Annotated in this window: 25 protein-coding genes and 1 riboswitch; of the genes, 23 read left to right on the plus strand and 2 right to left on the minus strand. The window is 40.4% G+C overall.

Annotated features, from left to right (window positions below):
• From HMPREF0556_RS12235 to dltD, 15 genes are all read left to right on the plus strand, one after another.
• Positions 1–853: isopeptide-forming domain-containing fimbrial protein (locus HMPREF0556_RS12235; RefSeq protein WP_040486940.1), on the plus strand; the 853-nt coding region annotated here is incomplete at its 5' end.
• A gap of 143 nt (positions 854–996) precedes the next feature.
• The gene (locus HMPREF0556_RS12240) at positions 997–1350 is read left to right on the plus strand and encodes an arsenate reductase family protein (protein WP_003759107.1); all 354 of its coding nucleotides are present in this window, start codon (positions 997–999) and stop codon (positions 1348–1350) included.
• 21 nt (positions 1351–1371) lie between these two features.
• Entirely contained in the window at positions 1372–1749 is a 378-nt protein-coding gene (gcvH, locus tag HMPREF0556_RS12245) for a glycine cleavage system protein GcvH (RefSeq protein ID WP_003759108.1), read from the plus strand.
• A gap of 18 nt (positions 1750–1767) precedes the next feature.
• Positions 1768–2073, plus strand: coding sequence for a thioredoxin family protein (locus HMPREF0556_RS12250; RefSeq protein ID WP_003759111.1), 306 nt, complete (start codon positions 1768–1770; stop codon positions 2071–2073).
• A 190-nt stretch (positions 2074–2263) separates the two neighbouring features.
• Entirely contained in the window at positions 2264–3133 is an 870-nt protein-coding gene (locus HMPREF0556_RS12255; RefSeq protein ID WP_003759113.1) for a cation diffusion facilitator family transporter, read from the plus strand.
• Positions 3134–3223: 90 nt separating this feature from the next.
• A complete protein-coding gene (locus tag HMPREF0556_RS12260; RefSeq protein WP_115345922.1) occupies positions 3224–3919 on the plus strand; it encodes a response regulator transcription factor in 696 nt (231 codons plus the stop codon).
• Positions 3903–5081 carry a sensor histidine kinase gene (locus HMPREF0556_RS12265; protein ID WP_241762110.1) on the plus strand — a complete coding sequence of 393 codons (1179 nt, stop codon included), beginning with the start codon at positions 3903–3905 and terminating at the stop codon, positions 5079–5081. The genes HMPREF0556_RS12260 and HMPREF0556_RS12265 overlap by 17 nt, the downstream gene beginning before the upstream one ends.
• 59 nt (positions 5082–5140) lie before the next feature.
• A riboswitch (SAM riboswitch) is annotated at positions 5141–5245 on the plus strand.
• 89 nt (positions 5246–5334) lie between these two features.
• Entirely contained in the window at positions 5335–6360 is a 1026-nt protein-coding gene (locus HMPREF0556_RS12270; RefSeq protein ID WP_003759118.1) for a methionine ABC transporter ATP-binding protein, read from the plus strand.
• Positions 6357–7025, plus strand: a complete 669-nt coding sequence (locus HMPREF0556_RS12275; protein WP_003759121.1) for a methionine ABC transporter permease — start codon at positions 6357–6359, stop codon at positions 7023–7025. Before HMPREF0556_RS12270 ends, HMPREF0556_RS12275 begins: the two co-directional genes overlap by 4 nt.
• A gap of 16 nt (positions 7026–7041) precedes the next feature.
• A complete protein-coding gene (locus HMPREF0556_RS12280; RefSeq protein ID WP_040486942.1) occupies positions 7042–7872 on the plus strand; it encodes a MetQ/NlpA family ABC transporter substrate-binding protein in 831 nt (276 codons plus the stop codon).
• Between the two features lie 409 nt (positions 7873–8281).
• Positions 8282–8425, plus strand: coding sequence for a teichoic acid D-Ala incorporation-associated protein DltX (locus HMPREF0556_RS12285; protein ID WP_260450464.1), 144 nt, complete (start codon positions 8282–8284; stop codon positions 8423–8425).
• 18 nt (positions 8426–8443) lie between these two features.
• A complete protein-coding gene (dltA, locus tag HMPREF0556_RS12290; protein ID WP_003759128.1) occupies positions 8444–9985 on the plus strand; it encodes a D-alanine--poly(phosphoribitol) ligase subunit DltA in 1542 nt (513 codons plus the stop codon).
• Positions 9982–11166, plus strand: a complete 1185-nt coding sequence (dltB, locus tag HMPREF0556_RS12295) for a D-alanyl-lipoteichoic acid biosynthesis protein DltB (RefSeq protein ID WP_003759131.1) — start codon at positions 9982–9984, stop codon at positions 11164–11166. The genes dltA and dltB overlap by 4 nt, the downstream gene beginning before the upstream one ends.
• 18 nt (positions 11167–11184) lie before the next feature.
• Positions 11185–11421: a D-alanine--poly(phosphoribitol) ligase subunit DltC gene (gene dltC, locus HMPREF0556_RS12300; protein WP_003759135.1), complete on the plus strand. Its 237-nt coding sequence runs from the start codon at positions 11185–11187 to the stop codon at positions 11419–11421.
• The gene (gene dltD / locus HMPREF0556_RS12305) at positions 11421–12707 is read left to right on the plus strand and encodes a D-alanyl-lipoteichoic acid biosynthesis protein DltD (RefSeq protein ID WP_003759136.1); all 1287 of its coding nucleotides are present in this window, start codon (positions 11421–11423) and stop codon (positions 12705–12707) included. The genes dltC and dltD overlap by 1 nt, the downstream gene beginning before the upstream one ends.
• A 40-nt stretch (positions 12708–12747) precedes the next feature.
• On the opposite strand, the gene HMPREF0556_RS12310 is transcribed toward dltD, so the two are convergent.
• Positions 12748–13794, minus strand: a complete 1047-nt coding sequence (locus HMPREF0556_RS12310) for an Lmo2079 family surface lipoprotein (protein ID WP_003759138.1) — start codon at positions 13792–13794, stop codon at positions 12748–12750.
• 328 nt (positions 13795–14122) lie between these two features.
• Between HMPREF0556_RS12310 and sufC the strand changes: the two genes are divergently transcribed.
• The 8 genes from sufC to HMPREF0556_RS13640 all read left to right on the plus strand — a co-directional run bounded on the left by sufC (position 14123) and on the right by HMPREF0556_RS13640 (position 25300).
• Positions 14123–14914 (plus strand): Fe-S cluster assembly ATPase SufC, encoded by a 792-nt coding sequence (gene sufC, locus HMPREF0556_RS12315; protein ID WP_003759142.1) that lies wholly within the window; start codon positions 14123–14125, stop codon positions 14912–14914.
• Between the two features lie 18 nt (positions 14915–14932).
• Entirely contained in the window at positions 14933–16234 is a 1302-nt protein-coding gene (gene sufD / locus HMPREF0556_RS12320; RefSeq protein ID WP_003759144.1) for a Fe-S cluster assembly protein SufD, read from the plus strand.
• The gene (locus HMPREF0556_RS12325) at positions 16235–17461 is read left to right on the plus strand and encodes a cysteine desulfurase (RefSeq protein ID WP_003759146.1); all 1227 of its coding nucleotides are present in this window, start codon (positions 16235–16237) and stop codon (positions 17459–17461) included.
• Positions 17458–17913 carry a Fe-S cluster assembly sulfur transfer protein SufU gene (gene sufU / locus HMPREF0556_RS12330; RefSeq protein ID WP_003759147.1) on the plus strand — a complete coding sequence of 152 codons (456 nt, stop codon included), beginning with the start codon at positions 17458–17460 and terminating at the stop codon, positions 17911–17913. The genes HMPREF0556_RS12325 and sufU overlap by 4 nt, the downstream gene beginning before the upstream one ends.
• Positions 17913–19307 carry a Fe-S cluster assembly protein SufB gene (gene sufB / locus HMPREF0556_RS12335; RefSeq protein ID WP_003759148.1) on the plus strand — a complete coding sequence of 465 codons (1395 nt, stop codon included), beginning with the start codon at positions 17913–17915 and terminating at the stop codon, positions 19305–19307. Before sufU ends, sufB begins: the two co-directional genes overlap by 1 nt.
• Positions 19308–19560: 253 nt before the next feature.
• Positions 19561–22548, plus strand: a complete 2988-nt coding sequence (locus HMPREF0556_RS12340; RefSeq protein WP_003759149.1) for a type I restriction endonuclease subunit R — start codon at positions 19561–19563, stop codon at positions 22546–22548.
• Between the two features lie 33 nt (positions 22549–22581).
• The gene (locus tag HMPREF0556_RS12345; RefSeq protein WP_003759150.1) at positions 22582–24177 is read left to right on the plus strand and encodes a type I restriction-modification system subunit M; all 1596 of its coding nucleotides are present in this window, start codon (positions 22582–22584) and stop codon (positions 24175–24177) included.
• On the plus strand, positions 24170–25300 hold the full coding sequence (locus HMPREF0556_RS13640; RefSeq protein ID WP_003759151.1) for a restriction endonuclease subunit S: 1131 nt from the start codon (positions 24170–24172) through the stop codon (positions 25298–25300). Before HMPREF0556_RS12345 ends, HMPREF0556_RS13640 begins: the two co-directional genes overlap by 8 nt.
• Before the next feature lie 69 nt (positions 25301–25369).
• Here the strand turns inward: HMPREF0556_RS13640 and HMPREF0556_RS12355 are convergent, their stop codons facing one another.
• Positions 25370–26299: a site-specific integrase gene (locus tag HMPREF0556_RS12355; RefSeq protein ID WP_003759152.1), complete on the minus strand. Its 930-nt coding sequence runs from the start codon at positions 26297–26299 to the stop codon at positions 25370–25372.

Raw genomic sequence — 26299 nt, forward strand, 5'->3', positions numbered from 1 at the left:
AAGTCTGAAAGTAGAAGATGAAGCTGGGAACGCGGTAGCGTATGATGGCGGTATCGATGGGAACAACCTATCGGTCGTGTTAGAGAAACTGGCTCATGGCCATCCAGTAAGTGTGAGCTTTGAAGTAACCGTCAGCGAAGCAGCGAGCGGGGAGATCACGAACATCGCGACCGGGAAAGTACCGGGGAACGATGAGACTCCAGAAGATAATCAGAAAGTGGATGTCCCTGTGACACCAAGCTTGAAGAAAACAGCGAGTGTGCAAGAAGCGAAGCTTGGAGATACGTATGAGTATCAAATCGAAGTGGGCAACGAAGCTGGCGGAGGTAAGTGGAACAATATCGCGATCCGTGACCAATTACCAGCGGAACTGAGCTATGTGGCAGGCAGCACGAAAGTGAACGGCCAAGCCGTCTCCGATGATGCGTGGGCAGCTGGGAAATATGAAGCTACGATCGCGAGCCTCGCAAGTGGTGCGAAACAAACGATCACGTACAAAGTCCAAGTGAAACAAGTTCCAGCGAGCGGAGTGCTTACGAATGAAGTCAGCGCCGCCGGGGAACAAAGTGATGGAAAAGCTGTAGCGGCAACGCCAGCGAGTGTAGATGTAAAAATAAATAAACAAGAACCAAAACCAAATCCGAGTCCAGATCCGAAACCGAGCCCAACACCGGATCCAAAACCAAATCCAGCACCACATAACAACCCAGACACAAAACCGCATTCAGAAATCAAAAAGTTCATTGACTCGATCTTGCCAAAAACTGGAGATCAGTTCTTATGGATGTACACAATCATCGGTTTGCTATTAATAGCAACAGCGATCTACGTGTGGAAAAGAAAAAGAAAATAACGAAAACAGCTCAAGATAACTAGCTATCTTGAGCTGTTTTTTATCTAAAAATCAAAATCTTCTTATCCGAGCAATTTTGGATTGTACTTTTAAAAAAAATCATCTATGATAGTAATAGAACAATAAGTAGGAGGAGACATTAGATGATTGATTTTTACTGGTATCCCAAATGCACAACATGCAAAAAAGCAAAAAAATGGTTAAATGATAATGAAGTAGAAGTAAACGAAATTGACATCACCGAAGATACTCCTAGTGCAGCAAAACTCCAAGCATTACATGAAAAAAGTGGACTTCCGATTCGTCGTTTTTTCAATACAAGTGGTATCAAATATCGTGAGCTTGGTCTGAAAGATAAAATCGATCACATGTCTTTGCAAGAAGCATATACGCTACTTGCTTCTGACGGGAAATTAATTAAGCGTCCACTGACAACAGACGGTGAAAATATTACATTAGGATTTAGTGAAGATAGTTATGAAAGCACTTGGAAATAATAATTAGGGGAGGAAATACAAATGAGTTTGCCAAAAGATTATCTATATACAGAAGAACATGAATGGGTAAAACAAGAAACAGAGGGCGTTCGTGTAGGTATCACAGATTTCGCGCAAGATCAGTTGGGAGATATCGTTTTCGTTGAACTTCCTGAAGTTGGCGCAACAATTGAGCAAGGGGACTCCATCGGTAGTATCGAGTCTGTTAAAACGGTTTCTGATTTTTACGCACCTGTAAGTGGGAAAATCGTGGAAGTAAACGAAGCGTTGGAAGATGCGCCAGAAATGATCAATAGCGATCCATACAACGAAGGCTGGATCTTGAAAATAGAAGAACTAGAAGAGTCGCAGCTAGATGAATTGCTAAACAGCGATGCTTACGAAGAAACTTTAGATTAAAGAAAGAATGAAATAGCTATGGATATATGGGCTCGTCCCGATTTAGAACAAGCAGAATCTTTGGATAAAAATTTTTATGTTTATTTTTTCACGCCGATGTGTGGCGCTTGCCAGTTTGCAAGTCAGCTGATCGAGATTATTGAGCAATCCGATGACTGGGAGCAGCCTTTAGCGAAAATGGATTTGAACTTTGTGCCTGAGGTTGCGGAAAGATTGCAGATCACCTCGGTCCCTGCACTCGTTTTCTTTGAAAATGGCAAAGCCAAGCGCATCAGTTATGACTTAGGCAATATTTCATCGATTTATGATTTTTTTCAAAAATAGTGATGGCTTGCTCCCTGAGAAGTACTTGGGAAGCAAGCTGTTTTTCAAAGTATAAGTTGCGCTAAGGCAAAATAGTTTCGTTCACTTTATAGAAGTGGAGACCGTTAAAAAGATTGCTGTAGACCCACTACCATCCTGTATGATATGATAATTCAGGTTTACCGAATCGGTGGAAATTGGAGGAAGCAGAATGAATCATTTAAATTTAACTATTCTATCAGTATTCAGTAACTTTTTCATTGTCGTATTAAAATTGATTGTTGGCGTTCTTACAGGTTCGGTAGCAGTTATCTCAGAAGGCATACACTCATTTATGGATCTGTTTGCTTCTGTCATTACCTTCTTCTCGATTCGGATATCTAATCGTCCGGCTGATGAAGATCACCCCTATGGGCATGGAAAAGCAGAAAATATTGCTGGAACAATCGAAACATTGTTGATTTTTGTAGCGGGTATTTGGATTATTTATGAATCTGTCAATAAATTTATTACACCGCATGAAATACGATTACCAGGGCTAGGTATCGGTGTGATGTTGCTGGGAGCCACGATGAACTTAGTGATCTCCATGATCATCAAACGTGCGGCCATCAAGCAGAACTCGGTAGCAATGAAGTCAAATGCCTTACATTTATATACAGATGTATTTACATCTGTCGGGATCGCCTTCAGTTTGTTTTTAGTCTATCTTACTGGCTGGTTGTGGCTAGATCCAGTTATCGCAATCATCACAGCGATCTATATTATGTATGAAGCATGGCAATTGTTAAAAGAATCGTTCCCCCCACTGATGGACGAGCGCTTATCTCCTGATGAGGAGAAAGAGATCAAGCGGATCATTGAGTCATATAGTGATAACTACATCGAGTTCCATGATTTTCGCTCCAGAAGAGCAGGGGCAGAAGAATATATTGATTTTCACCTCGTTTTTCCGGCAAGCATGTCAATCGAAGAGGCACACCATTTGTGTGACGAGATCGAGACAGCAGTCAATGATTTTTATTCGAAAGCGCAGGTATTGATCCACATCGAACCAGAGGAAGAACGGAAAAATAAATAATAATGAAAAGAAATCTATCTTGAGACGGATTTCTTTTTTTATATTGAAAATGATACAATAGAAACAAGACTATGCCGGAAAGGAAAATGAATCATGACTTCCATATTGATTGCAGATGACGACAAAGAGATTGTAGATTTGGTAAAGCTATACCTCCAAAACGAGGGCTATCAGATCTATCAAGCCTATAATGGAAAAGAAGCCTGGGAGATCGTTCAAGATAAAATGCCGTCCTTAGTGATTCTGGATGTAATGATGCCGGAGATGGACGGACTAGAGGTCTGTAAAAAAATGCGCAATGAAAATATTTTGACGCCAATCTTGATGTTGAGTGCGAAAGCAGAAGATAATGACAAGATCATGGGGCTCTTAACAGGAGCTGATGATTATATGGTCAAGCCTTTCAATCCGCTTGAGCTATCTGTCCGCGTAAAAGTTATTCTGAGAAGGATCCAGAATATCCAAGCCAATAGTAGTGTCGATACAGCTAAAACGATCATTGGCCCGATTGTGATCGATAAAGATCAGCACATTGTGACGGTGAATGAAAAAGAGCTGCATTTGACGACTTCTGAATTTGATATTTTATATTTGCTAGCCAGTGAACCGGGACGTGTTTTTAGCTCAGAATATATTTTTGAAAAGATCTGGCAGGAGAAAGCGCTTGGAGCAAGTAAAACGGTGATGGTCCACATCAGTAATTTACGAGATAAACTTCGCGTTGCTATGGCGGGAGAAAATGTTATCAAGACCATCTGGGGAGTGGGCTATAAAATTGAACTTTAAAAAAATCTTTCTACATGTCAGCCGAGTGATGAATATTTGGCAGGTAGCATTCTTTGCGGTTTTATCATGGATCTTCGCATTGTTTTTGCTGCGGACGATGTATCTCTGGTTAGTAGCGATCCGCGATGATTCTATTGTACTCAAGGGATTATCAGATTCTTTTGTCCGCCTATTTGGCAAGACGAAATATACCCAACTGCGGGAGTCTATCGGGTTTGGAATCACGAAATATATCGTTGTTCTACTGCTCGCGACTTTGATTTTCTATTTATTCTACCGCTTTTGCCGGCATCAAATATTTAAGAAACAGCTGCGGACGATCAATTTTGCATTGCGGGAAGACCGTCCTGTTGATACCGCCAGTTATGTAAAGGATATCCAAGAGCTGGAGGAAAATATTGAGAATATGCGTAAACGGCAGCGTGTGCTTATGGAACAAGAATCACAAGCTCAAAAGGCGAAAAATGATTTGATCACCAACGTATCACATGATCTACGGACGCCGCTGACTTCGATCTTGGGTTACCTAAGCTTTATTCACGAAGACCGCTATCGTGATGAGATCGAACTGCGCTATTACACCGAATTAGTGTATGGCAAGGCGAAGCATCTTCATAAGTTGATTGACGACTTGTTTTCCTATACCCGTTTGGAAAGTACGGAATATCCGCTGAAACATGATACGCTTGATATGAACGAACTACTGAGCCAGCTTGTTTTAGAGTTCGAAGCACAAGCAGCTGAACGAAAAATCAAGATCAATGAGAGCTATCAACTTGATAAATTGATCGTAACAGGTGATGGGAATCAGATCATGCGGCTATTTGAAAATTTATTTTCCAATGCGCTCCGCTATGGCGAAAATGAGTTGGAGATCGTAGCTCGAAAAGAAGAAGAAATGGCTGTGGTCGAGGTTTCTAATTATGGAGAGGAAATCCCAGCTATCGATTTGCCATATTTATTCGACCGTTTTTATAAAGTCGACAAAAATCGGACGACCACTGGAACGGGGCTTGGGCTTGCGATCGCGAAGTCGATCGTAGAGAAGCACGGCGGGATCGTGACCGCAGAGAGCAAAAATCACAAAACGACATTTATTGTCAAATTACCGCTTGCTGAGCATCAAAGTCGGAAAAATTGTTCGTATTCAATCAATAGTTGACAAAATTAAGCAGTTCGGTGTAATATAAACGAACAGCAATTATAACTAATAAAATCATATTCTTATCAAGAGCGGTGGAGGGAAATGCCCTACGAAGCCCGGCAACCTAAGCAATTTGCTTAAGGTGCTAATTCATGCAAAACATTTGTTTTGGAAGATGAGAAGAAAGTAATCGACCTCTAAATCGTCGCCTTTCTGCTCACTTGCAGAAAGGCTTTTTTCATATTCTGACAGAAAAAAAGGTGAATAAAAAATGATTACACTCAAACAAGTAGTGAAAGATTATAAAACGAGATCGCAAAAAATCCGTGCTGTTGATCATGTCGACCTTCAAATCGAGGACGGTGAGATCTTTGGAGTAGTTGGTTATTCCGGTGCTGGGAAAAGTTCGTTGATCCGAATGTTCAATGGTTTGGAGCTTCCAACAGAAGGAACGGTCCAGATCGGCGAGAATATCATCAGCGAGATCCGTGGCGGCAAACTTCGCAAAGCCAGACAAAAGATCGGTATGATTTTTCAGCATTTCAATCTGCTGTGGTCGCGAACAGTTTTTGAGAACATCGCTTTTCCACTGGAGATCGCTGGCATCCGTGGTGCAGAAAGAAAACAGCGTGTCAATGAGCTGATCCGGTTGGTTGGACTGGAAGGAAAAGAGCGTTCCTATCCATCCGAATTAAGTGGCGGTCAAAAACAGCGTGTCGGGATTGCCAGAGCGCTTGCCAATGACCCAAATGTACTGCTTTGCGATGAGGCGACTAGTGCGCTCGATCCGCAAACAACGGATGAAGTACTGGATCTGCTGCTTGATATCAATAAAAAACTCAATCTGACTATTATTGTTATCACCCATGAAATGCATGTTATCCGCAAAATCTGTAATCGGGTCGCTGTCATGGAAGAAGGAAAAGTAGTAGAACTCGGCAATGTGCTCGATGTTTTCCAGCATCCACAGCAGCAAGTGACCAAACGTTTCGTGCGTCAAGTGACCGATTCTGATGAGACAGAAGAACTGATCCAACTGCTCTTAGAAAATTACGGTGAGCAAGGTGAGATCGTGAAGTTGCTGTTTGTAAATAAAAATGCGACTCAACCGATCATTTCAGAAGTAGTTAGGGCGCAGCAAGTGTCATTGAATGTCCTGCATGGTTCGTTGACACAGACGCAAAACGGTGCATATGGTACCTTATATGTTCATTTGACAGGAGAGCCGGAGCGTATCGCCAAGAGCATTGAACAATTTCACCAACTGCAGGTAGAAACGGAAGTGATCAGCAAATGATGAACCATTTATTCCCAGATGTGGATTGGCAGTTGATTGGAACTGCCACCCAAGAAACACTTTATATGACAGTGATTTCCCTAGTGCTGGTTTTTATAATCGGAATCATTCTAGGATTGCTGCTGTTTTTGACAGCTAACGAAGACAGCATTTGGAAGAAGATCATCCATTGGATCACAGCTGTTATTGTTAATATTTTCAGATCGATCCCATTTATCATTCTGATCATTTTATTGATCCCAGAGACAAAACTTCTAGTCGGAACGATCATTGGACCGAAAGCCGCACTTCCGGCTTTGATCATTGGCGCAGCACCTTTTTACGGTCGTTTGGTAGAAATCGCCTTTCGCGAAGTAGACAAGGGCGTTATCGAAGCCGCTAGAGCTATGGGTGGGAATATTTTCACCATTATTTGGAAAGTGCTATTACCAGAAGCCATGCCGGCGATCATTTCCGGGATCACCGTCACAGCGATCTCACTCGTGAGTTATACAGCAATGGCAGGCGCGGTTGGAGCAGGTGGCCTTGGAAACGCCGCCTATATCGATGGCTATCAACAAGCGAACTTTCAGATAACGATCGTTGCAACCGTGATTATTTTAATTATTGTATTTATCTTCCAAATTATTGGAGATTTATTAACCAAATCGTTTGATAAACGATAAAAAAGGAGAGGGAAAAATGAAAAAGTTTACAGCATTATTTGCAGTTTTAGCAGTTATTTTAGTATTAGGGGCTTGCGGGTCCGGAAGTAAAAGTTCTTCAGGCGATTCCAAGAACAAAGAATTGATCGTAGGTGCATCTAGTTCACCACATGCAGTTATTCTTGAAAAAGCAAAACCGATCTTGAAAAAGAAAGGCATCAACTTGAAAATCGTGAAATACAATGACTACGTGTTACCGAATAAAGCACTAGACGAAGGGGATTTGACAGCTAACTATTTCCAACATAAACCATATTTGGAATTAGAAGAAAAGCAAAAAGGCTATAAATTTGCTGATGTCGGCGCTATTCACTTAGAACCACTTGGCATCTACTCGAAAAAAGTAAAATCACTGAAAGACTTAAAAGACGGCGCTCAAATTTTAGTATCCAACTCTAAATCAGACTGGCCACGTATTATCGGTATTTTTGTAGACGAAGGTTTGATCAAAGTGAAAAAAGGGGTAAAACTACAAGACGCGACTTTCAAAGATATTTCCGACAATCCAAAAAACTTGAAATTCAAAACCAGCTTCGATCCAGGCTACTTGATGACGGCTTACAAAAATAATGAAGGCGATGCTGTAGCAATCAACTCCAACTTTGTCGTTGCGCAAGGCTTGAATCCTGAAAAGGACGCAATCGCATTGGAAAGCAAAAAATCTCCATATGCTAATATCATCGTGACAACAGAGAAGAACAAAAACAATAAGGATGTAAAAGAACTAGTAAAAGTATTGCATTCGAAAGAAATCCAAGACTTTATCACGGATAAATGGAAAGGCGCAGTATTGCCAGTAAATAAATAACAAAAGCAAAAAAAGCAGCGTTCCTTGTTTAATAAGGGGCGCTGCTTTTTTGTATTTGAAAAGAAGAAGTGTAAATTTGCGTTTTTTGGTGTAGAAAAAAGCCGTAAAAAGCTACTTTTAATGCGGTTTTAAAATCCTTTTTTTGTGGGAATTTTAAAGTTTTTTAAAGATTTTCAAGAATTTTTCTCAAAAAACTTTAACATATCTTACAAAATGGCTCTAGGATAGCAATATTACTATATATTACAAATCGAAAAAGTAAAGCTGTTCTTAAGAATTAAGGTTTTGCAAAGGTTTTTATAGTAAAAATAAAATTGGACAAAACAAAGCAAATGAGTTAAATTAATATATGACATTTAATATTAATTTTTGTAATCTAACGGAAATATTAGAAAAGGAGGATTTTATCATGAAACTAAAATTATTGCTCACAAAACCAATTGTTATTTTCTTCCTGCGCACATTGTTTTATTTGCTTATCTTTTTTGGCTTATTTTGGTTCTATGGCTTCAAAAACCCTAATGGCGCACAATTCATCTACAACGAATTTTAGAAAGAAGGGACATTACATATGAGAACACAAACAGAGACGAGTTATTTACTTATGAAACTAAATGAATGGGCGGAAAAAGCGCCGAATGTCTCGTGTTATGAATATCGCGATGAGACGCTGACGTATCAGTCGTTAAAAACAAAGTCTGATGCGCTTGCTTATTATCTGGCAGAAAATTATATAGCAGGCACCTCGCAGCCTGCTTTAGTATATGGACACATGAATAGCAGTATGCTGGTAGCTTTTATCGCTGTTGTAAAGTCTGGCCGTGCCTATATACCGGTCGACAGCAGTATGCCGAAAGAACGGTTGGAGCAGATCATTGAAGCTGCTCAGCCTGCATACATCATCGCTACGGAGTCATTCCCGCTTGAAGAAAGCCGACAAGTACCGCTCATTACGCCGGACGACATTGACCGGGCGGTTATAAAAAACGACGACAAAGCGCTCTCAGAGGAGCGAGGCGTGGCAGAGGATGAAAATCATTATATCATCTATACTTCTGGCAGCACGGGAATGCCGAAGGGAGTACAGATCAGCCACAATAACCTGGTAAGCTTTACGAATTGGATGCTAAAGACTTTTTCTTTTGCACCTGGTCGACGCGTTCTTAATCAAGCACCATTTTCCTTTGATTTGTCAGTCATGGATCTTTATCCGACCTTGACCGCTGGTGGTACACTAGTGCCGCTCGACAAGGCAGAAAGTAATGATCTGAAAACCCTGGCGACAGCGATTCAAAATAAGAAATTACAGACTTGGGTATCCACGCCTTCCTTTGCAGACGTGTGCCTGCTGGATCCTAACTTTAATGGAGAAAACAATCCAGAATTGACGGAGTTCTTATTTTGCGGAGAAGTACTGACAAAAGAAACGGCTGCTGAGTTGCTGAAAAGATTTCCGAAAGCGCGTGTATTCAATACTTATGGGCCAACGGAAGCAACAGTGGCAGTTACCCACATCGAGGTAACGCCTGAAATCCTTGAGCAGTATGAGGCTATTCCCTTGGGAGAACCGAAAGCTGATTTGACATTGAAGATCATGCGGGAAGATGGTTCCGAGGCAGCGGCAGGCGAAAAAGGTGAAATCGTGCTGATTGGTCCTTCTGTATCAAAAGGCTATCTGCACGAAGCAGAGAAAACAGCAAAAGTTTTTTCCAAGCATGGTGGCTATCGTGCCTATCACACCGGAGACTGCGGCTACAAAGAAGCTGGGCAGCTCTTTTATCATAGCCGAATGGATTTCCAAGTCAAGTTACATGGTTATCGCATCGAACTAGAAGACATCGAGCAAAACTTGAAAGTAGTCGATTATGTCAAAAATGCTGTTGTGCTACCGCGATACCGCGCTGGTAAAGTGGAGAAGTTAGTAGCCGTGATCGTTCCGAACGAACATGATTTTGAAAAAGACTACCAATTGACTAAAGCAATCAAAAATGAATTAAAAGAAGTGATGCCTAGCTATATGATCCCTGGAAAGTGGCTGTATAAAACAGAATTGCCGCTTACGATGAATGGTAAGATCGATCGGAAACTTCTTGCAGAAGAGGTGCAAAGATGACAACTCCATATGGGACGCTGTTTTATTTCGGCGTATTGATCCTCTTTTTATTACCAGTTGTGATCGCGGGATTATGCGGTAAGCGACTCCCAATTTACAATTCTTTTATTACGCTCGTCTTTCTTTATTTCTTGTACGCGCATAATACAGTTCAAGCTGTCACCTTCATCTGCTTTATTTTCTGGCAGCTAGCGATCGTGAGAATGTACTTCCACTATCGGAAAGTATGGAATAAAAATCATGGCGGGATCTTCGTTCTGTTTGTGATCTTATCGATTTTGCCATTGGCAGTTGTAAAAGTGCAGCCGCTTCTGGCAGCACACACGACGATGATCGGTTTCCTAGGGATCTCCTACGTTACTTTCAAGGCAGTTGCGATGGTCATAGAGATCCGTGATAATCTGATCAAAGAATATAACGCGGTTGACTTTGTACAGTTCCTGCTGTTCTTCCCAACAATTTCTTCAGGACCGATCGATCGCTTCCGGCGTTTTCAAAAAGACGTCAAAAAGCCGTTGGAAAAAGAAGCATATCTGGAGCTGCTGAATAAAGGGATCTTCTTGATCTTCTTGGGATTCCTTTACAAATTCATTCTATCGTATCTGATCGATACCTATTTGATCCATCATCTGCAGTTTCGCTTATTCAATCACATTGATTTCGGCTGGTCGATGGTCGGCTATATGTACAGCTATAGCATGTATCTATTCTTCGACTTTGCCGGCTACAGTGCTTTCGCAGTAGGTGTAAGTTATCTGCTGGGGATCCAAACACCGATGAACTTTAATAAGCCGTTCGCATCGAGAAATATCAAAGACTTCTGGAACCGCTGGCACATGACGCTGTCTTTCTGGTTCCGCGATTTTATCTTTATGCGCCTTGTCATGTGGCTGACGAAGAAGAAATGGTTCAAGAGCAAGTTCACCGTCATGTATATTGCCTATTTCGTCAATTTCTTCGTCATGGGTGTCTGGCATGGTTTGCATTGGTATTACATCGTCTATGGACTCTATCATGCGACGATGATTGTCGGGATGGATATCTTTGAACGAATCAATAAGAAGTATCGATTTTATCCTAAAAACAACGTGACTTATATCATCAGTTTGATAATTACATTCCACGTTGTCTGCTTTGGCTTTTTAATCTTCTCAGGAATATTCGCGAAAATCACATATTAAATAAAGGTGGTACTAAAAATGGAATTTAACGAAAAAGTATTGGACTTATTAGCAGAAGTAACAGAAACAGAAGAAGTAAAAGACGATTTGAATTTGAACTTATTCGACGAAGGATTATTAGATTCAATGGGCACAGTCCAATTGTTGATGGAAGTGGAATCAACTCTGGACATCACGGTGCCAGTTTCAGAATTTGATCGGGAAACGTGGGCTACTCCGGCAATGATAATTGAACGCTTGAAGGAATTCGAATAATGAAAAAGAAACTATGGATGACATTTGGCCCAATACTGGTTGCTTTATTACTATTCAGCTTTATTTTATTTGGGCCAAGTGCTATCTTTGGTGGTGTGAGCGAACAAGCAGTGCGCGACAGTGCGACTTCGATGAATCAGACATCTCTGCAGGGAAATATCTTGCAGAAAAGGGCAATGGAAGAAAACTATCTGCCACTTTTTGGTTCCTCCGAGTTATCGCGTCTGTCTGCTTTTCATCCCAGTGTCTTTCTAGGAAAGTACGAGCCTACATATAAAACTTATTTAATGGGAAGACCGGGCACACAATCCTTGCAGCATTTTCTAGATGCTAATATGCTTGGCGATAGTTTGAAAGGCAAAAAAATTGTGTTCATTTTATCACCGCAATGGTTTAAACAAGATGGTGTAGGAAACGGCGGGTTCGGAGCCAACTTCTCGCCGCTGCAGGCTTATTATTTTGCTTTGCAAACGGAAAAACCGACGCCGGAGATCAAATACGCAGCCAAACGGCTTTTGGAGTTCCAAGTTGTAAAAGATGATGTTATTTTGAGTCATCTGCTGAAGAATAAGCTATTGCCACCTAATAAAAAACCGGCAAATGCGAAATTTTTCCGTAAATTGGGCGAGTTGAAATACAAGCTCTTGATGCGTAAAGACGAGCTGACCGCCAAACATATCCGAAAATCCAAACAAGAACAGATCGACAAGGGCATCGCAAAATTGCCAGAGACACTCGATTTTAAAACGTTAGACAAGCTGGCACTTCAAACAGCAGAAAAACAAACGGCTGATGTGCCTTTCCATATCAAACGCAAAGTATACCGCAGCAAGCTCAAACCTAATATGAAGAAATTGGTCAAGCAAGCGCAAAAACTGCGTTATGATCGTTCGCCGGAATATGTCGATCTTCAGCTGCTTTTAGATACCTTTAAAAAGCAAGGTGCTGATGTACTCGTGATCAACCAGCCATTGAACGGGGAATGGATCGATTACAGTGGAATGGATAAGCCAATGATCGAAAGTTACTATCGCAATAGTGAGCGTATCGTCAAAGAAAACGGCTTCCGCTATCTTTCCCTGCAAAGTAAGCAAGATAAACCTTATTATATGGAAGATACCTCTCACGTCAACTGGCGCAGCTGGGTCATTGTCGATAAGCGACTGCAAGCATTTTTAGCAGCACCAAAGCCCAATCATTATCCGAAGGGTCTTTCCATATCAGAAGTACAAAAAGAATATGGGAATCATAACCTGCCGCATATAATAGAAGGAAAAACAAAATAAAAAAAGCGTGTTCTTTCATAATAGAAAGAACACGCTTTTTTTAACGGCTCATATAACTTGTGATCACGTCAGAAATTGCTTTATCTAAGCTTTCTTTATTGATAATAGTGGAACGTCCAGGAATGCTTGGGACGGGTTTATATTTCTTGAACTCGATATTGGTCGTAAAGACTAGCCGGTCATTGGCAGTCTGCAGATCATTCGTGATAAACATCTTTTTCAGTTTCTTATTGCTATCGCCAGTAAGGGCAATGTCAATGTTCCATTTATTCGCATGGTTATTGACGAAGCTTGTTAGCTTGCTGTTCGTCTCAGCCATTTGCTTTTCTAAAAATTGCTTCGCGTCTTGTTTACTGATATCCTCGTTTTCCATAACTAGATTCAGCAGATCTTCATCTTTGTAAAATGATTTTGCATTTTCACGGACCAGCGAACGGATATCGTGCTTATTTAAGCGTAATTTTAGTACATTATCATCTGTGGTGAAGCGCTTTTTATTGATTTTATTCATGTAGTTATAGAGATTGAACATGACCTTATCTTCAATATTGGCGATTTCTTTTGCTTGCTTCGTCACCATTTGACTGTCGATCGTTTGGCCAGTGATATTTTGCATAGCTTCATAAAGGTCGAAATATTTGCCTTTAAGCGCTTGGTTCATCGGTAAGACATCATCGGCGATGGTTTGGAGTTGCTTGCTGAAAAAGAAATCATATTCAGATTGGTTGGAAAACAGGTCTTTAGCTGGGAGATAGATGCGACCAGTTTCGAAATCTTGCAGTGTATGGAAAGTTAATGTGTGTGAGGTTGGTTTTGTTACATTCCATTGATAGGTATTGTAGCTTTGATTTGCTTTTCTATTTAATGAAGTATCATAAATAAATTCAGAGTTGCGTAACAGCGAGGCATGCTTCGTTTCATACTTTCCTGATAATTCCTTGATATGGAATGTCATCTTCGCGGAAAAATCGGGTTCTTTTGCGAAATGTCTTAAATTTGCCAAGAAAACAGATTTAGACGAGCTGCAGGATGTTAAAAGACTTAAAAGCAATGTAAGAACAGCAAGAATGCCTATTGCTTTTTTCATAATAAAACTCCTTTTTTAAAAATAAAATATATTACAAAAATAAAACAGTATTGCAATATTATAACACTAAACACAATACCATATTAATGGCAGTCTGACAATACACTTCAAGAAAAAGTAGACCTTTTGCATAGGGAATAGTAATAGGGATTTGCCTGATTCTCAAATACAGAAGAAATAATGATAATGATAGAGGTGTGGTAAAAGTGCTTGCTTAGTAGTAAAATAGAGGAGAAAACGGCTGTAAGACTATTTCTTATAGTTGTAATTAGATTAGAATTATACTAAACTAGATTTAAGAAACGACAATAAAGGAGGACTATATTAAATGGCAATACTTAAAGTAGAAGATCTACATGTTGAAATAGAAGGAAAAGAGATTTTAAAAGGTGTTAATTTAGAAGTATCGACAAATGAAATTCATGCGATCATGGGACCAAACGGAACGGGGAAATCCACATTATCCTCAGCAATCATGGGGCATCCAAAATATGAAGTTACACAAGGCTCTATCACACTAGATGGAGAAGACGTTTTAGAAATGGATGTTGATGAACGCGCACGTGCTGGTTTATTCTTAGCAATGCAGTATCCAAGCGAAATCACTGGGATCACGAATGCAGAATTTATGCGTTCCGCGATCAACAGCCGCCGCGAAGAAGGTCAAGAAATGCCGTTGATGCAGTATATCCGTAAAATGGATGAAAAAATGGAACTGCTAGATATGTCAGAAGAAATGGCAGAACGCTATGTAAATGAAGGTTTCTCTGGTGGGGAAAAGAAACGTAATGAGATCTTACAATTATTGATGATCGAACCAACGATCGCGATCTTGGATGAGATCGACTCTGGTCTTGATATCGATGCACTGAAAGTCGTATCACGCGGCATCAACGCAATGCGCGGCGAAGGTTTCGGCTGCTTGATCATTACGCATTACCAACGTTTGCTTAACTACATCGAACCGGATTTTGTCCACGTTATGATGCAAGGGAAAGTCGTGAAAAACGGCGGACCGGAGTTGGCTAAACGCTTGGAAAACGAAGGGTACGATTGGATCAAACAAGAATTAGGTATTGAATTTGACGAAGAAGATGAAGAAACAGTAGAAGAACAATAGGAAAGTGGGGCTAAGATCATGGCAGAAAATTTAATTATAAAAGATGATTTTATCCGCACGTTTTCCGAAAATGGAAATGAACCAAAATGGCTGCTTGATTTTCGAACAGCTGCTTGGCAAAAAGTGGCAGAATTAGATTTGCCATATGTGGATAAAACAAAAATAAACCGCTGGAATTTTACCAAATTTGATACTTTCCATGCGTTCAAACCAGGGCTTACGGACGAAGAACTTGATTCCAAAGTAACCGGCGTCTTGGACCTGGAAAATAAAGAAGCTAATTATTACGTACAAGTGGATCAGCATCCGGCACGTTTGCAATTGCAAGCAGAATTAAAAGAGCAAGGCGTGATTTTTGAAGATCTGCATTCCGCTATTCAAAATCATCCAGAGCTGGTCAAAAGCTATTTAATGACACAAGCTGTGCAAAAAGACGAGCATAAATTGACTGCTTTTCATGCAGCATTGATCAATGGCGGCGTTTTTCTCTATGTTCCTAAAAATGTAGAAGTAAAAGCACCGATCCAAGCTGTTTTTGTCCAAAAAAATATCGAATCACCACTTATCAACCACAACTTGATCATTGCCGACGACAACAGTTCGGTGACCTATGTGGAAAATTATATTACGTTAGATGAAAAAACGGCTGGGATCGTCAACATCGTCGAAGAAGTGATCGCGAATCAAAATGCGCGCATCACATTTGGCGCAGTGGACAATTTATCCAGTGAAGTAACGACGTATATCAACCGCCGCGGGCATGTCGGCGCTGACAGCCGCTTAGAATGGGCATTGGGCTTGATGAATGACGGGGATACGATCAATGAGAACAATACGAACTTGATCGGCGCTGGTTCGTCCAGTGATGTCAAAACGGTGACCGTTGGCCGCGGGAAACAAACACAAAATGTGACGACTCGCGTGACGCATTATGGAAAAGCATCCATTGGTACGATCCTTTCGCACGGTGTTATGAAAGATAGCGCGACGACCGTATTCAACGGGATCGGTCACATCAAACATGGCGCTTCCAAATCCGACGCCCAACAAGAATCGCGTGTTTTGATGCTTAGCTCGAAAGCACGCGGCGATGCGAACCCGATTTTATTGATCGATGAAAATGATGTAGTCGCAGGCCACGCCGCTTCTGTCGGACGAGTGGATCCAGTCCAAATGTTCTACTTGATGAGTCGCGGAATCTCTCGAAAAGAAGCAGAACGCCTGATCATTCATGGCTTCCTAGATCCAGTTGTACGTCAGCTGCCGATCGAAAATGTAAAACTCATGCTAAGAAATGTTATCGAAGGGAAAGTGCTGTAAATGACAGACATCCAAAAAATTCGCGCGGATTTTCCGATCTTGCATCAAAAAGTCAACGATAAGCCATTAGTTTACTTGGATAATGCAGCCACATCGCAAAAACCTAAAGCTGTATTGGATAGTCTGATGCACTACTACGAGTACGATAATGCAAATGTTCACCGCGGTGTCCATACACTTGCTAACCGCGCGACGACTGCTTATGAGAATGCACGCGAAAAAGTAGCGGCATTTATTGGAGCAGCCGAAACGGGTGAGATCATTTTTACAAGAGGAACCAGCGCAGCAATCAATCTAGTCGCAGATAGTTACGGCGCAGCTAATTTAGGCCCTGGCGATGAGATCGTGATCTCCTATTTGGAACATCACAGCAATCTGATCCCATGGCAGCAGTTGGCCAAACGTACTGGCGCTGTTTTAAAATATTTGGATTTAGAAAGTGACGGCACGATCACCTTGGAAAATGCGAAACAAGCTATTTCAGAACACACGAAATTAGTGGCATTGACACATGTTTCCAACGTGATCGGCGGCATTACGCCAATTCAAGAGATCATTGACTTGGCACACGAATATCAGGCCGTTGTTCTAGTTGACGGAGCACAAGCTGTTCCGCATATGAAAGTAGACGTGCAGAAACTCGACGCCGATTTTTATGCCTTCTCCGGACATAAAATGATGGCACCCACGGGGATCGGCGTGTTATATGGCAAGCGAGAATTGCTGGAAGAAATGGAACCAACAGAATTCGGCGGAGAAATGATCGACTTTGTGGAATTATATGATTCGACATGGAAAGAGCTCCCGTGGAAATTTGAAGCGGGTACACCGATCATTGCCGGAGCGATCGCGTTAGCCGAAGCCATTACCTATTTGGAAAAAATCGGCTTGGATCGAATCCATGAACATGAACAAATGCTCAGCAGATATGCGCTTGAAAAATTAGCTCAAATCGATGGCATCACGGTTTATGGACCACAAGATGTAAGCAAACGGACCGGCGTGATCACCTTTAATCTCGAAGGCGTCCACCCGCACGATCTGGCGACGATCTTAGACGAAGAAGGCATTGCTGTTAGAGCCGGACATCACTGCGCACAGCCGCTGATGAAATGGCTAGAAGTATCATCTACAGCACGCGCAAGTTTCTATATTTACAATACAAAAGAAGAGGTAGATGCTTTTATCAAAGCGCTGCAACTTACAAAGGAGTATTTTGACGTATGACGACTCGCAAATTAGATCAATTATATCGTAGTGTTATTATGGACCATAATAAAAACCCGCGGAATAAAGGAACATTGCCAGACGGTAATGTGACCGTTGATCTAAATAATCCAACTTGTGGGGATCAGATTCATCTTCATTTGAAAATAGAAAATGACAAGATCACGGCCGCAGCATTTACCGGCGACGGATGTTCGATCTCGATGGCCTCGGCTTCGATGATGACACAAGCTGTCAAAGGAAAATCCGAACAGGAAGCACTACAAATGGCAAAGGAATTTTCCGAAATGGTCCAAGGTCACGAACATGGCCAGATCGACGAAGCGGGCGAAGTAGAAGCGCTCAGCGGCGTAGCGAAATTCCCCGCCCGGATCAAATGTGCCACGCTGGCATGGAAAGCAATGGAGCGAGCGATTTTAGAAAAAGCAAGTAAAGATGAAGGAGGATTATAATGACTGAAATTCCAGAAATAGATGAATATCAATACGGCTTTCACGATAAAGATACATCGGTTTTTCGTACAGAGCGTGGACTTACAGCAGATGTAGTCCGGGAGATCTCGAAAATCAAAGAAGAACCAGAATGGATGCTCGACTTCCGTTTGAAATCACTAGAACAGTTTTATAAAATGCCGATGCCACAATGGGGCGGAGATCTATCAGAACTGAAGTTTGAAGACATCACCTACTATGTGAAACCATCAGATCACACCGTAAAATCTTGGGATGAAGTGCCGGAAGAAATCAAACGTACTTTTGATAAACTCGGCATTCCCGAAGCAGAACAAAAATACTTGGCAGGCGCTTCGGCACAATATGAATCCGAAGTTGTCTATCACAATATGAAAGAAGACTTGGAAGAACTTGGAATCGTCTTCAAAGACACTGATTCAGCCCTAAAAGAAAACGAAGATATTTTCAAAGAATATTTTTCTAAAGTCATTCCGCCAAGCGACAATAAATTCGCCGCATTAAACTCGGCAGTCTGGTCCGGAGGTTCCTTTATCTATGTACCAAAAGGAGTCAAAGTAGATACGCCATTACAAGCGTATTTCCGCATCAATTCCGAGAACATGGGACAATTTGAACGGACACTTATCGTTGTGGATGAAGGCGCTAGTGTCAATTACGTAGAAGGCTGTACAGCACCAGTTTACACCACGAATTCCCTGCATTCTGCAGTCGTAGAAATCATCGTAAAACCTAACGCTTATTGCCGTTATACGACCATTCAAAACTGGGCCAATAACGTCTACAACTTAGTAACCAAGCGTACTTTCTGCGAAGAAAATGCCACAATGGAATGGATCGATGGCAACATCGGTTCCAAACTGACAATGAAATACCCAGCCGTACACTTGCGGGGAGAAGGCGCACGTGGCACGACATTGTCGATCGCGATCGCCGGAAAAGGCCAACGCCAAGACGCCGGCGCGAAGATGATGCACTACGCACCAAACACATCTTCCACCATCGTCTCCAAGTCGATCTCGAAACAAGGCGGCAACGTAACCTACCGCGGAATCGTCCACTTCGGACGAAACGCAGACGGCGCCCGCTCCAACATCGAGTGCGACACCCTGATCATGGACCAAGCCTCTACATCCGATACGATCCCGTACAATGAGATCCTAAACAACAATATCTCACTGGAACACGAAGCAAAAGTATCGAAAGTTTCCGAAGAGCAGCTCTTTTACCTGATGAGCCGCGGACTTTCGGAGCAGGAAGCAACGGAAATGATTGTAATGGGATTCATTGAACCGTTTACGAAGGAATTACCGATGGAATATGCGGTGGAGATGAACCGGTTGATTAAGTTTGAGATGGAAGGTTCGATTGGGTAAATAGAGTTATGTGAGCTAGGGATGCCTTTTGGTGTTTCTGGCTTTTTTTGTGCGGAGAAAAGCCATGGCGTGTAAAGTAAATTAATATTTTGGGCTGTTATTCTTAATATTTTAAAATTTTATCTAGCTAATCATGCTATAATAAATGGTGTATTTAACTCTCGCAGTAGCTAAGCGTAAGTTAAAACAAGCGAAAACGAACACTTCAAATTATAAAGAATTCCACTATTAGCTATAGAAAGGAAGGATGTAATTGGCAGAAGCAAAGTTTGAAGCAGCTTTGATCAAAAAACTAGAAGCTGAAGGTTGGACGTATCGAAAAGATCTGTCTAATGTCAGTATAAAAAGAATTGAGAGCCATTGGCGGGAAGTTTTAAATGAAACGAATGCTCACAAGTTAAATGGTACACCATTATCTGATATCGAATTTGGATTGCTCTTACAAGAATTACAACGGATTCGTACACCTTATGATGCACAACTTCTATTAGTCGGAGCTGGTGGAGTGGGCTCGATTCCTGTAACTCGTGATGATGGGTCGAGTTTGGAAGTTGAGATTTTCTACGAAGATGATGTGGCGGGGGGACGCTCTCGTTACGAAGTAGTCAGTCAAATAACATTTGATGAGTTGCCTAAAGGATTGACAACAAAGCGTATTATCGATCTTGCCCTACTTATAAATGGAATTCCAGTTTGTCATATTGAAGAAAAAGATGAACATTTGCAAAATCAATGGCGGGCTTTTGAACAACTCAAGGGTTATCATGGGGATGGATTATATCAGGGACTGTTTTCCTTTGTTCAGGTACAATTTATTTTAAGTCAACACTCGGCACATTATTTTGCTAGGCCAAATGCACTTGAGCACTATAATAAGAGCTTTGTCTTTGGCTGGCGAGATGAACATAACAGAGATATAACAGACGCATTTGAGTTTGTACACCAAGTGATGGGGATTCCTGCATTACATCGGTTGATTACTGTTAATATGATACCAGATGCTTCAAATGACAATTTGATGGTTATGAGGAGTTATCAGATTCAAGCTACACGTCAAATTTTACAACGAATGAAAGAGATGGAAGCCAGTGGACTTATCCAAAAAGAGGGTGGATACATTTGGCATACTACTGGTTCAGGGAAAACAGTTACATCTTTTAAAGTAGCACAACTATTAGCATCTGCCCCAAGAATTCGAAATGTGTTGTTCATTGTGGATCGGGTCGATCTTATTGATCAAACACTGGAAAATTTTAAAGACTTTGCTTATATCCATTTTAAAAAGCGTATAAAAAAAGTCAATGGGTATGAACTTAAACGTGAGTTAAAACATAAAGGTGCCTCACAAATCTTATTGATTTCTGTGCAAGGGCTAACAAAAGCAGTTAAAAACGGTTTAGTAAATGACGATTGGAACGTTATTATTATGGATGAAGCGCATCGAAGTGCAAGCGGTGAATCGGTCCAATTAATAAAAAAAGCCTTCAAAAAAACAAGTTGGTTCGGTTTCACTGGAACGCCGAACTTTTATAGCGATGAAATAAACGACATTAAAACGACACGTGAAATTTCCACTCATGATATTTTCGGCAAAAGACTGCATACATACTCTATAAAAGATGCAATCGGTGATGGAAACGTTTTAGGATTTGATGTAACCTATTTCAAACCCCACTGGGTAATTGAAAATCCAATAGATGATTTTACGGAAAAAGATTATGAAAAGGAAATCTATCAAAGTGATGTCTACCGACAAGAGGTCGTTCAAGATATCCTTGATAATTGGCAAAAAACTTCGAGTGGTGTGTTAATTGCCGGTAGGCGTCAAGAAAATGCCTTTCAAGCGATGCTTGCAGTGTCAGGCAAACAAGCGGTTATTCATTATTACAACATACTCAAAGAGAAGGCACCCCATCTTAATGTTGCTATGACCTTTTCTCGTGATGAGTCTAATGAGTATGGTACGAAAGAACAAAATGAAGCATTAAAAAAAGCAATCAAAGACTATACTGAAAAATATAATGTTCCGAGTATTTTGGACGCGAAGGATCCTGCTCGTGCATATATGTTAGACATTACCAAGCGACTTGCTCGTAAAAAGCCTTATAATCAAGGGAATGAAGAAGATCGACTGGATCTCGTGATTGTTTCCGATCAATTACTGACAGGTTTTGACTCTAAGTATATTAACATGATCTATATGGATAAAATGCTAAAAGAAGGCATGTTGATTCAAGCAATGTCCCGTACAAATCGAACGTTTGACCGGAATAGCAAACCGCATGGAAAAGTTCGCTTTTATCGGCAAGGGGATGAGATGCAAGCATTTGTAGAAAATGCCTTGCTTATCTATACTAAAGGCGGGAATGATACGCTTCAAGAAGCTGAAAAAGATATAGCGGAGCAAGAACCGAAAGATTTAGAAAATGATGATATACTGGCTAAGCCTCAAAGCCATCAAATTTTGGATTTAGAAGAGGCTGTGATCAGGTTAAAAGAGCTTGCTGGAGCCGACTTTAGTCAAATACCGCGTGGAGATAATGATTTGAAAGAGTTCGTGAATCTGGGACTTTCCACTCAAAATAAAATTCAAAGACTCGTGCAACAAGGTTATGAACTTGGAAGCGAGATTGAGGAACTAGATTCAAGCCATCAGCCAACTGGGGAAATGGTTCGTTTGGATGTTTCGAGTATCGAAGAATTTGGCGCATTACAGGCCCGTTTAAATGATGCTCGAGAAAAATTGCCAGAAAAGGAACGCCCTGATTTGACTGAAATAAAGGTAGGCATTCAGTTATATAGTCACCAAATTATTGATTATGACATGTTAGTAGGACTTCTAAATGCATTTATCGATGACAAAAGTGCAACGAACAAAGCGGCGATCGAAAAACATATTACACCAATGGAGGAAGAAAGTCGGCAAGAAATCAATGAAATTTTGGATGATATCGAGTCTGGCGAAATCACCAAACATTTTACAACCGAGTCCCTTCAAAATATGCGGAAGAAATATCGTACGGAACGACGCGAACTTAAGATTCGCCGATGGGCGGCCAATCAAAATGTCAATAGCAATCGAATAATAGAGGCTTATGATGCCTATCTCCCTGGGCAAACGCTTATAGAGAATCCGCAGCTTGCTGATATCGTTAGAACGATCGAAAAAGAAGAAGATATCGGTTTCTTTGAGGCGGCGGAATTTGAAGATGCCCTACTGGCCTTTTTTGAAACATTTTAATAGCTTACTTTATTAGAAAGAAGGAAAACATACATGGCATTATCTAATGAACAACAAAATAAAATGTGGGCAATGCTCAATCAAACGCGAGGGCAAATTGGTTTAACAGCCTACAAAGATTATATTTTCGGTATTTTATTTTATAAATATCTTTCCGAAAAAGCTACTCAATGGTTAGAGAGTGTCTTGCGAGGAGAATCATGGGAAAGTATTTATTCACAAGATCCTGCTAGAAGCTTAGATTATATGAAAAAGAACCTAGGCTATGCGATACGACCAAATAATTTCTTTTCAGATTGGAAAAAAGCCATTGAAGAAGATCAATTTAATATTGGTTTAATGACGGATACATTTGGACATTTTAACCAGCAAATCGCTTTTGAAGCAAAAAGTGATTTCGAGGGGATTTTTGATGGCATGCGTTTTGATAGTGCAGACTTAGGCGCCAATGCGCAAGCCCGAGCTAGCGTAATGATTTCTATGATTGAAGTATTATCTGCCCCGGAATTTGATTTATCTGGTGGAGATGATGCGATTTCAGATATCTATGAATATTTAGTGGCTAAATTTGCTACTGTCTTAGCATCTGACATGGGACAGTATTATACACCAAAAGAAATTTCCGATGTAATGGCTCAAATTTTAACTTTTGGAAGAGAAGAGGCAGAACACTTCTCTATTTATGATCCGACTGTCGGATCAGGATCGTTGCTGTTAACAACTGCTAGTTATATGAAGAACTCGCATAAGCGGGGAATGATCAAATACTTTGGTCAAGAAAAAGATGCGACGCCTTATCGTTTATCCAGAATGAACTTAATGATGCATGGTGTGGAATATAATGATGTTAGTATCAATCATGCCGATACGCTTAAAAGCGATTGGCCAGATGGTGTTGTTGAAGGAAAAGATAACCCACGTATGTTTGATGCTGTTATGGCAAATCCTCCCTATTCCGCTCATTGGAATAATAAAGATCGTGAGGATGATCCGCGCTGGCGCGAATACGGAGTTGCACCGAAAACAAAAGCGGATTATGCATTCTTGTTACATTGTCTATATCACTTGGAAGATAATGGTAGAATGGCGATTATTCTACCACATGGTGTTCTTTTCAGAGGGGCAGCGGAAGGGCGTATTCGTAAAGCGTTAATTGATAAACATCAGATTGAAGCAGTCATTGGATTTCCGGATAAATTATTCTTAAACACATCCATTCCTGTTTGTGTGTTGATTTTAAGAAAGAATCGTGTGGAATCAGATGTTTTGTTTATTGATGCAAGTAAGGACTTTGAGAAGATGAAAAACCAGAAACGGCTGCGACCAGAAGATGTAGCGAAGATCGTGGATACTGTGGTTCATCGCAAAGAAATGGAGAAGTACGCTCATATAGCAACGTTAGATGAAATTAAAGAGAATGACTATAACTTGAATATTCCACGGTATGTAGACACTTTTGAAGAAGAAGAACCAATCGATATTGTTGAAGTAAGTCAAGAAATCACTAAAATCAATGGCGAAATTAAGCAAGCAGAATCTGAATTTCTTTCTATGCTAGACGAATTGGCGGTAACTCCGGAAACAAAAGATTTAATAGAGGCAGCAAAAGGAGTGTTCCGTAGTGAGTGAGAAAAGGGTTCCGGATTTGCGGTTTAAGGGGTTTAGTGACGATTGGGAAGAGCGTAAGTTTGCTGATTTTATTGATGTTAAGTCTGGAAAAGACTACAAACATCTGAATTCGGGACCAATACCTGTCTATGGAACTGGTGGATATATGCTAAGTGTAGATAGAGCGCTATCAGATATAGATGCCATTGGAATCGGAAGGAAAGGGACAATTGATAAGCCTTATTTATTAAAAGCGCCTTTTTGGACTGTCGATACCTTGTTTTACGCTGTTCCTAAACAAAATATTGACCTTCAATTTTCACTATCTATTTTTAAAAAAATAAATTGGAAAAAATTTGATGAATCTACTGGTGTACCTAGTTTATCGAAAACTGTAATTAATAGTGTGGGTGCTTTTGTTCCCAGTTATGAAGAACAACAAAAAATAGGTTCATTCTTCAAACAATTAGACGAGACTATCGCTCTTCATCAGCGAAAATTGGAGCTGATAAAGCAGTTGAAACAAGGGTTTTTGCAGCAGATGTTTGTGCGTGAAGACGAGAAGGGGCCGGTATTGAGATTTGCTGATTTTGAGAGTGAATGGGAACAGCGTAAGTTGGGGGCGTTGGGTTCAGTTGTCATGAATAAACGCATTTTTAAAGAACAAACATCTGATGATGGTGATGTTCCATTTTACAAAATTGGAACATTTGGAAGTGAACCAGATGCTTATATTTCTTATGAATTATTTCTAGAATATAAAGAAAAATATCCTTATCCTGAAATAGGGGATATTTTACTTTCTGCTTCTGGAAGTATTGGAAGATCGGTAGTATATGAAGGGAAAGACGAATATTTTCAAGATAGTAACATTATTTGGTTAAAGCATGATGAACGATTAGATAATAAATTTTTGAAGCAATTTTATTTGATTGTAAAATGGCAAGGTCTTGAAGGTAGTACAATAAAACGATTATATAATAAAAATATTCTTGATACGAATATTTTTTTGCCTTCGCCTACTGAACAAGGCAAAATTGGATGCTTTTTTGAGAAACTCGACACCATCATCGCTCTTCATCACAATAAGCTAGAACAATTACAGTCCTTAAAAAAAGGTTATTTAAAAGCTTTATTCATCTAAAATAATTAAACCAAAATAAAGGCCATGAAAAATCGGTACATCATTTTTCATGGCCTCTTTCCTAACTACCTACATCAACATCGCCAAATGTCTCATAATCTTATCATTATCCTGATTCTCCAACTCCTGAATAATATGCAGATATGTTTCTTGAGTGGTAGTCATACTCGAATGTCCTAATCTTGTTGCCACGCTTGCAATAGAAACTCCCGCAAAAAGAAGTAGAGAGGCATGCGTATGACGCAATCCATGTATGGTAATGATTGGAATACCTGCTTCCACACACAAAGTTTTCAACCGATTATTTACTGTCGAATTAAATACTCTACTTTTAACAAAAATCGGTTTATCTGGATCGATTTCCTTGATCAATTGCGAAAACTGCATCGCTGTCTGCCAATCGATTTGAATTTTACGCTTAGAAGAATTATTCTTAGTAGGTTGAAATTCACCAATCGTTCCTTTATAATTCCATGTTTTACTCACAGCTAATTTCTGCTTTGAAAAGTCAAAGTCATTAGGGGTTAAAGCAAGTGCTTCTGAAAAGCGTAAGCCGGTTTTAGCTACCAATAAAATAAACCAGTCCCAATTGATTTCGTTAGTAAGCTTTAATTGCTTTAACATTGCTTGCACTTCAAATTGATTTAAAAATTTGGGTTTCTTTTCTCTCGCTTTTCGCCCTTTAATAATAATTTTTCTAGTTGGATTTTTAGCTATCAATCCTTCATCCACTGCATCTAGGATGGATCCTTTTAATTGATGATGAAAATCCATCGTTGTCTGCTTTTCATGAGTCAATGCGTAATCATTTAATAATTTTTGATAACTTTTTCTGTCTAAACTACCAATTTTTAGTTGTGGCGCTAATTCTTCAAGACGTTGATGTGTCATATAATATTTTTGAAGCGTAACATCTCGAACGGCCCCTACTTTATACAACTCAATCCATTCTTCGAAATAAGTACAAAATAATTGCTCTGCTTTTTTCTTTCTTACCAA

The organism is Listeria grayi DSM 20601 (assembly GCF_000148995.1).
GTDB classification, from domain to species: Bacteria; Bacillota; Bacilli; order Lactobacillales; family Listeriaceae; genus Listeria; species Listeria grayi.

What these genes read in the sequence shown, in the direction of transcription:
- HMPREF0556_RS12250 (WP_003759111.1), top strand. Translation starts at nt 1,768, where the DNA reads ATGGATATATGGGCTCGTCCCGATTTAGAACAAGCAGAATCTTTGGAT.
- HMPREF0556_RS12275 (WP_003759121.1), top strand. Translation starts at nt 6,357, where the DNA reads ATGATGAACCATTTATTCCCAGATGTGGATTGGCAGTTGATTGGAACT.
- dltC (WP_003759135.1), top strand. Translation starts at nt 11,185, where the DNA reads ATGGAATTTAACGAAAAAGTATTGGACTTATTAGCAGAAGTAACAGAA.
- sufU (WP_003759147.1), top strand. Translation starts at nt 17,458, where the DNA reads ATGACGACTCGCAAATTAGATCAATTATATCGTAGTGTTATTATGGAC.
- HMPREF0556_RS12285 (WP_260450464.1), top strand. Translation starts at nt 8,282, where the DNA reads ATGAAACTAAAATTATTGCTCACAAAACCAATTGTTATTTTCTTCCTG.
- dltA (WP_003759128.1), top strand. Translation starts at nt 8,444, where the DNA reads ATGAGAACACAAACAGAGACGAGTTATTTACTTATGAAACTAAATGAA.
- HMPREF0556_RS12270 (WP_003759118.1), top strand. Translation starts at nt 5,335, where the DNA reads ATGATTACACTCAAACAAGTAGTGAAAGATTATAAAACGAGATCGCAA.
- sufC (WP_003759142.1), top strand. Translation starts at nt 14,123, where the DNA reads ATGGCAATACTTAAAGTAGAAGATCTACATGTTGAAATAGAAGGAAAA.
- dltB (WP_003759131.1), top strand. Translation starts at nt 9,982, where the DNA reads ATGACAACTCCATATGGGACGCTGTTTTATTTCGGCGTATTGATCCTC.
- gcvH (WP_003759108.1), top strand. Translation starts at nt 1,372, where the DNA reads ATGAGTTTGCCAAAAGATTATCTATATACAGAAGAACATGAATGGGTA.
- HMPREF0556_RS12255 (WP_003759113.1), top strand. Translation starts at nt 2,264, where the DNA reads ATGAATCATTTAAATTTAACTATTCTATCAGTATTCAGTAACTTTTTC.
- sufB (WP_003759148.1), top strand. Translation starts at nt 17,913, where the DNA reads ATGACTGAAATTCCAGAAATAGATGAATATCAATACGGCTTTCACGAT.
- HMPREF0556_RS12280 (WP_040486942.1), top strand. Translation starts at nt 7,042, where the DNA reads ATGAAAAAGTTTACAGCATTATTTGCAGTTTTAGCAGTTATTTTAGTA.
- HMPREF0556_RS12345 (WP_003759150.1), top strand. Translation starts at nt 22,582, where the DNA reads ATGGCATTATCTAATGAACAACAAAATAAAATGTGGGCAATGCTCAAT.
- HMPREF0556_RS12325 (WP_003759146.1), top strand. Translation starts at nt 16,235, where the DNA reads ATGACAGACATCCAAAAAATTCGCGCGGATTTTCCGATCTTGCATCAA.
- dltD (WP_003759136.1), top strand. Translation starts at nt 11,421, where the DNA reads ATGAAAAAGAAACTATGGATGACATTTGGCCCAATACTGGTTGCTTTA.
- HMPREF0556_RS12240 (WP_003759107.1), top strand. Translation starts at nt 997, where the DNA reads ATGATTGATTTTTACTGGTATCCCAAATGCACAACATGCAAAAAAGCA.
- HMPREF0556_RS12310 (WP_003759138.1), bottom strand. Translation starts at nt 13,794, where the DNA reads ATGAAAAAAGCAATAGGCATTCTTGCTGTTCTTACATTGCTTTTAAGT.
- sufD (WP_003759144.1), top strand. Translation starts at nt 14,933, where the DNA reads ATGGCAGAAAATTTAATTATAAAAGATGATTTTATCCGCACGTTTTCC.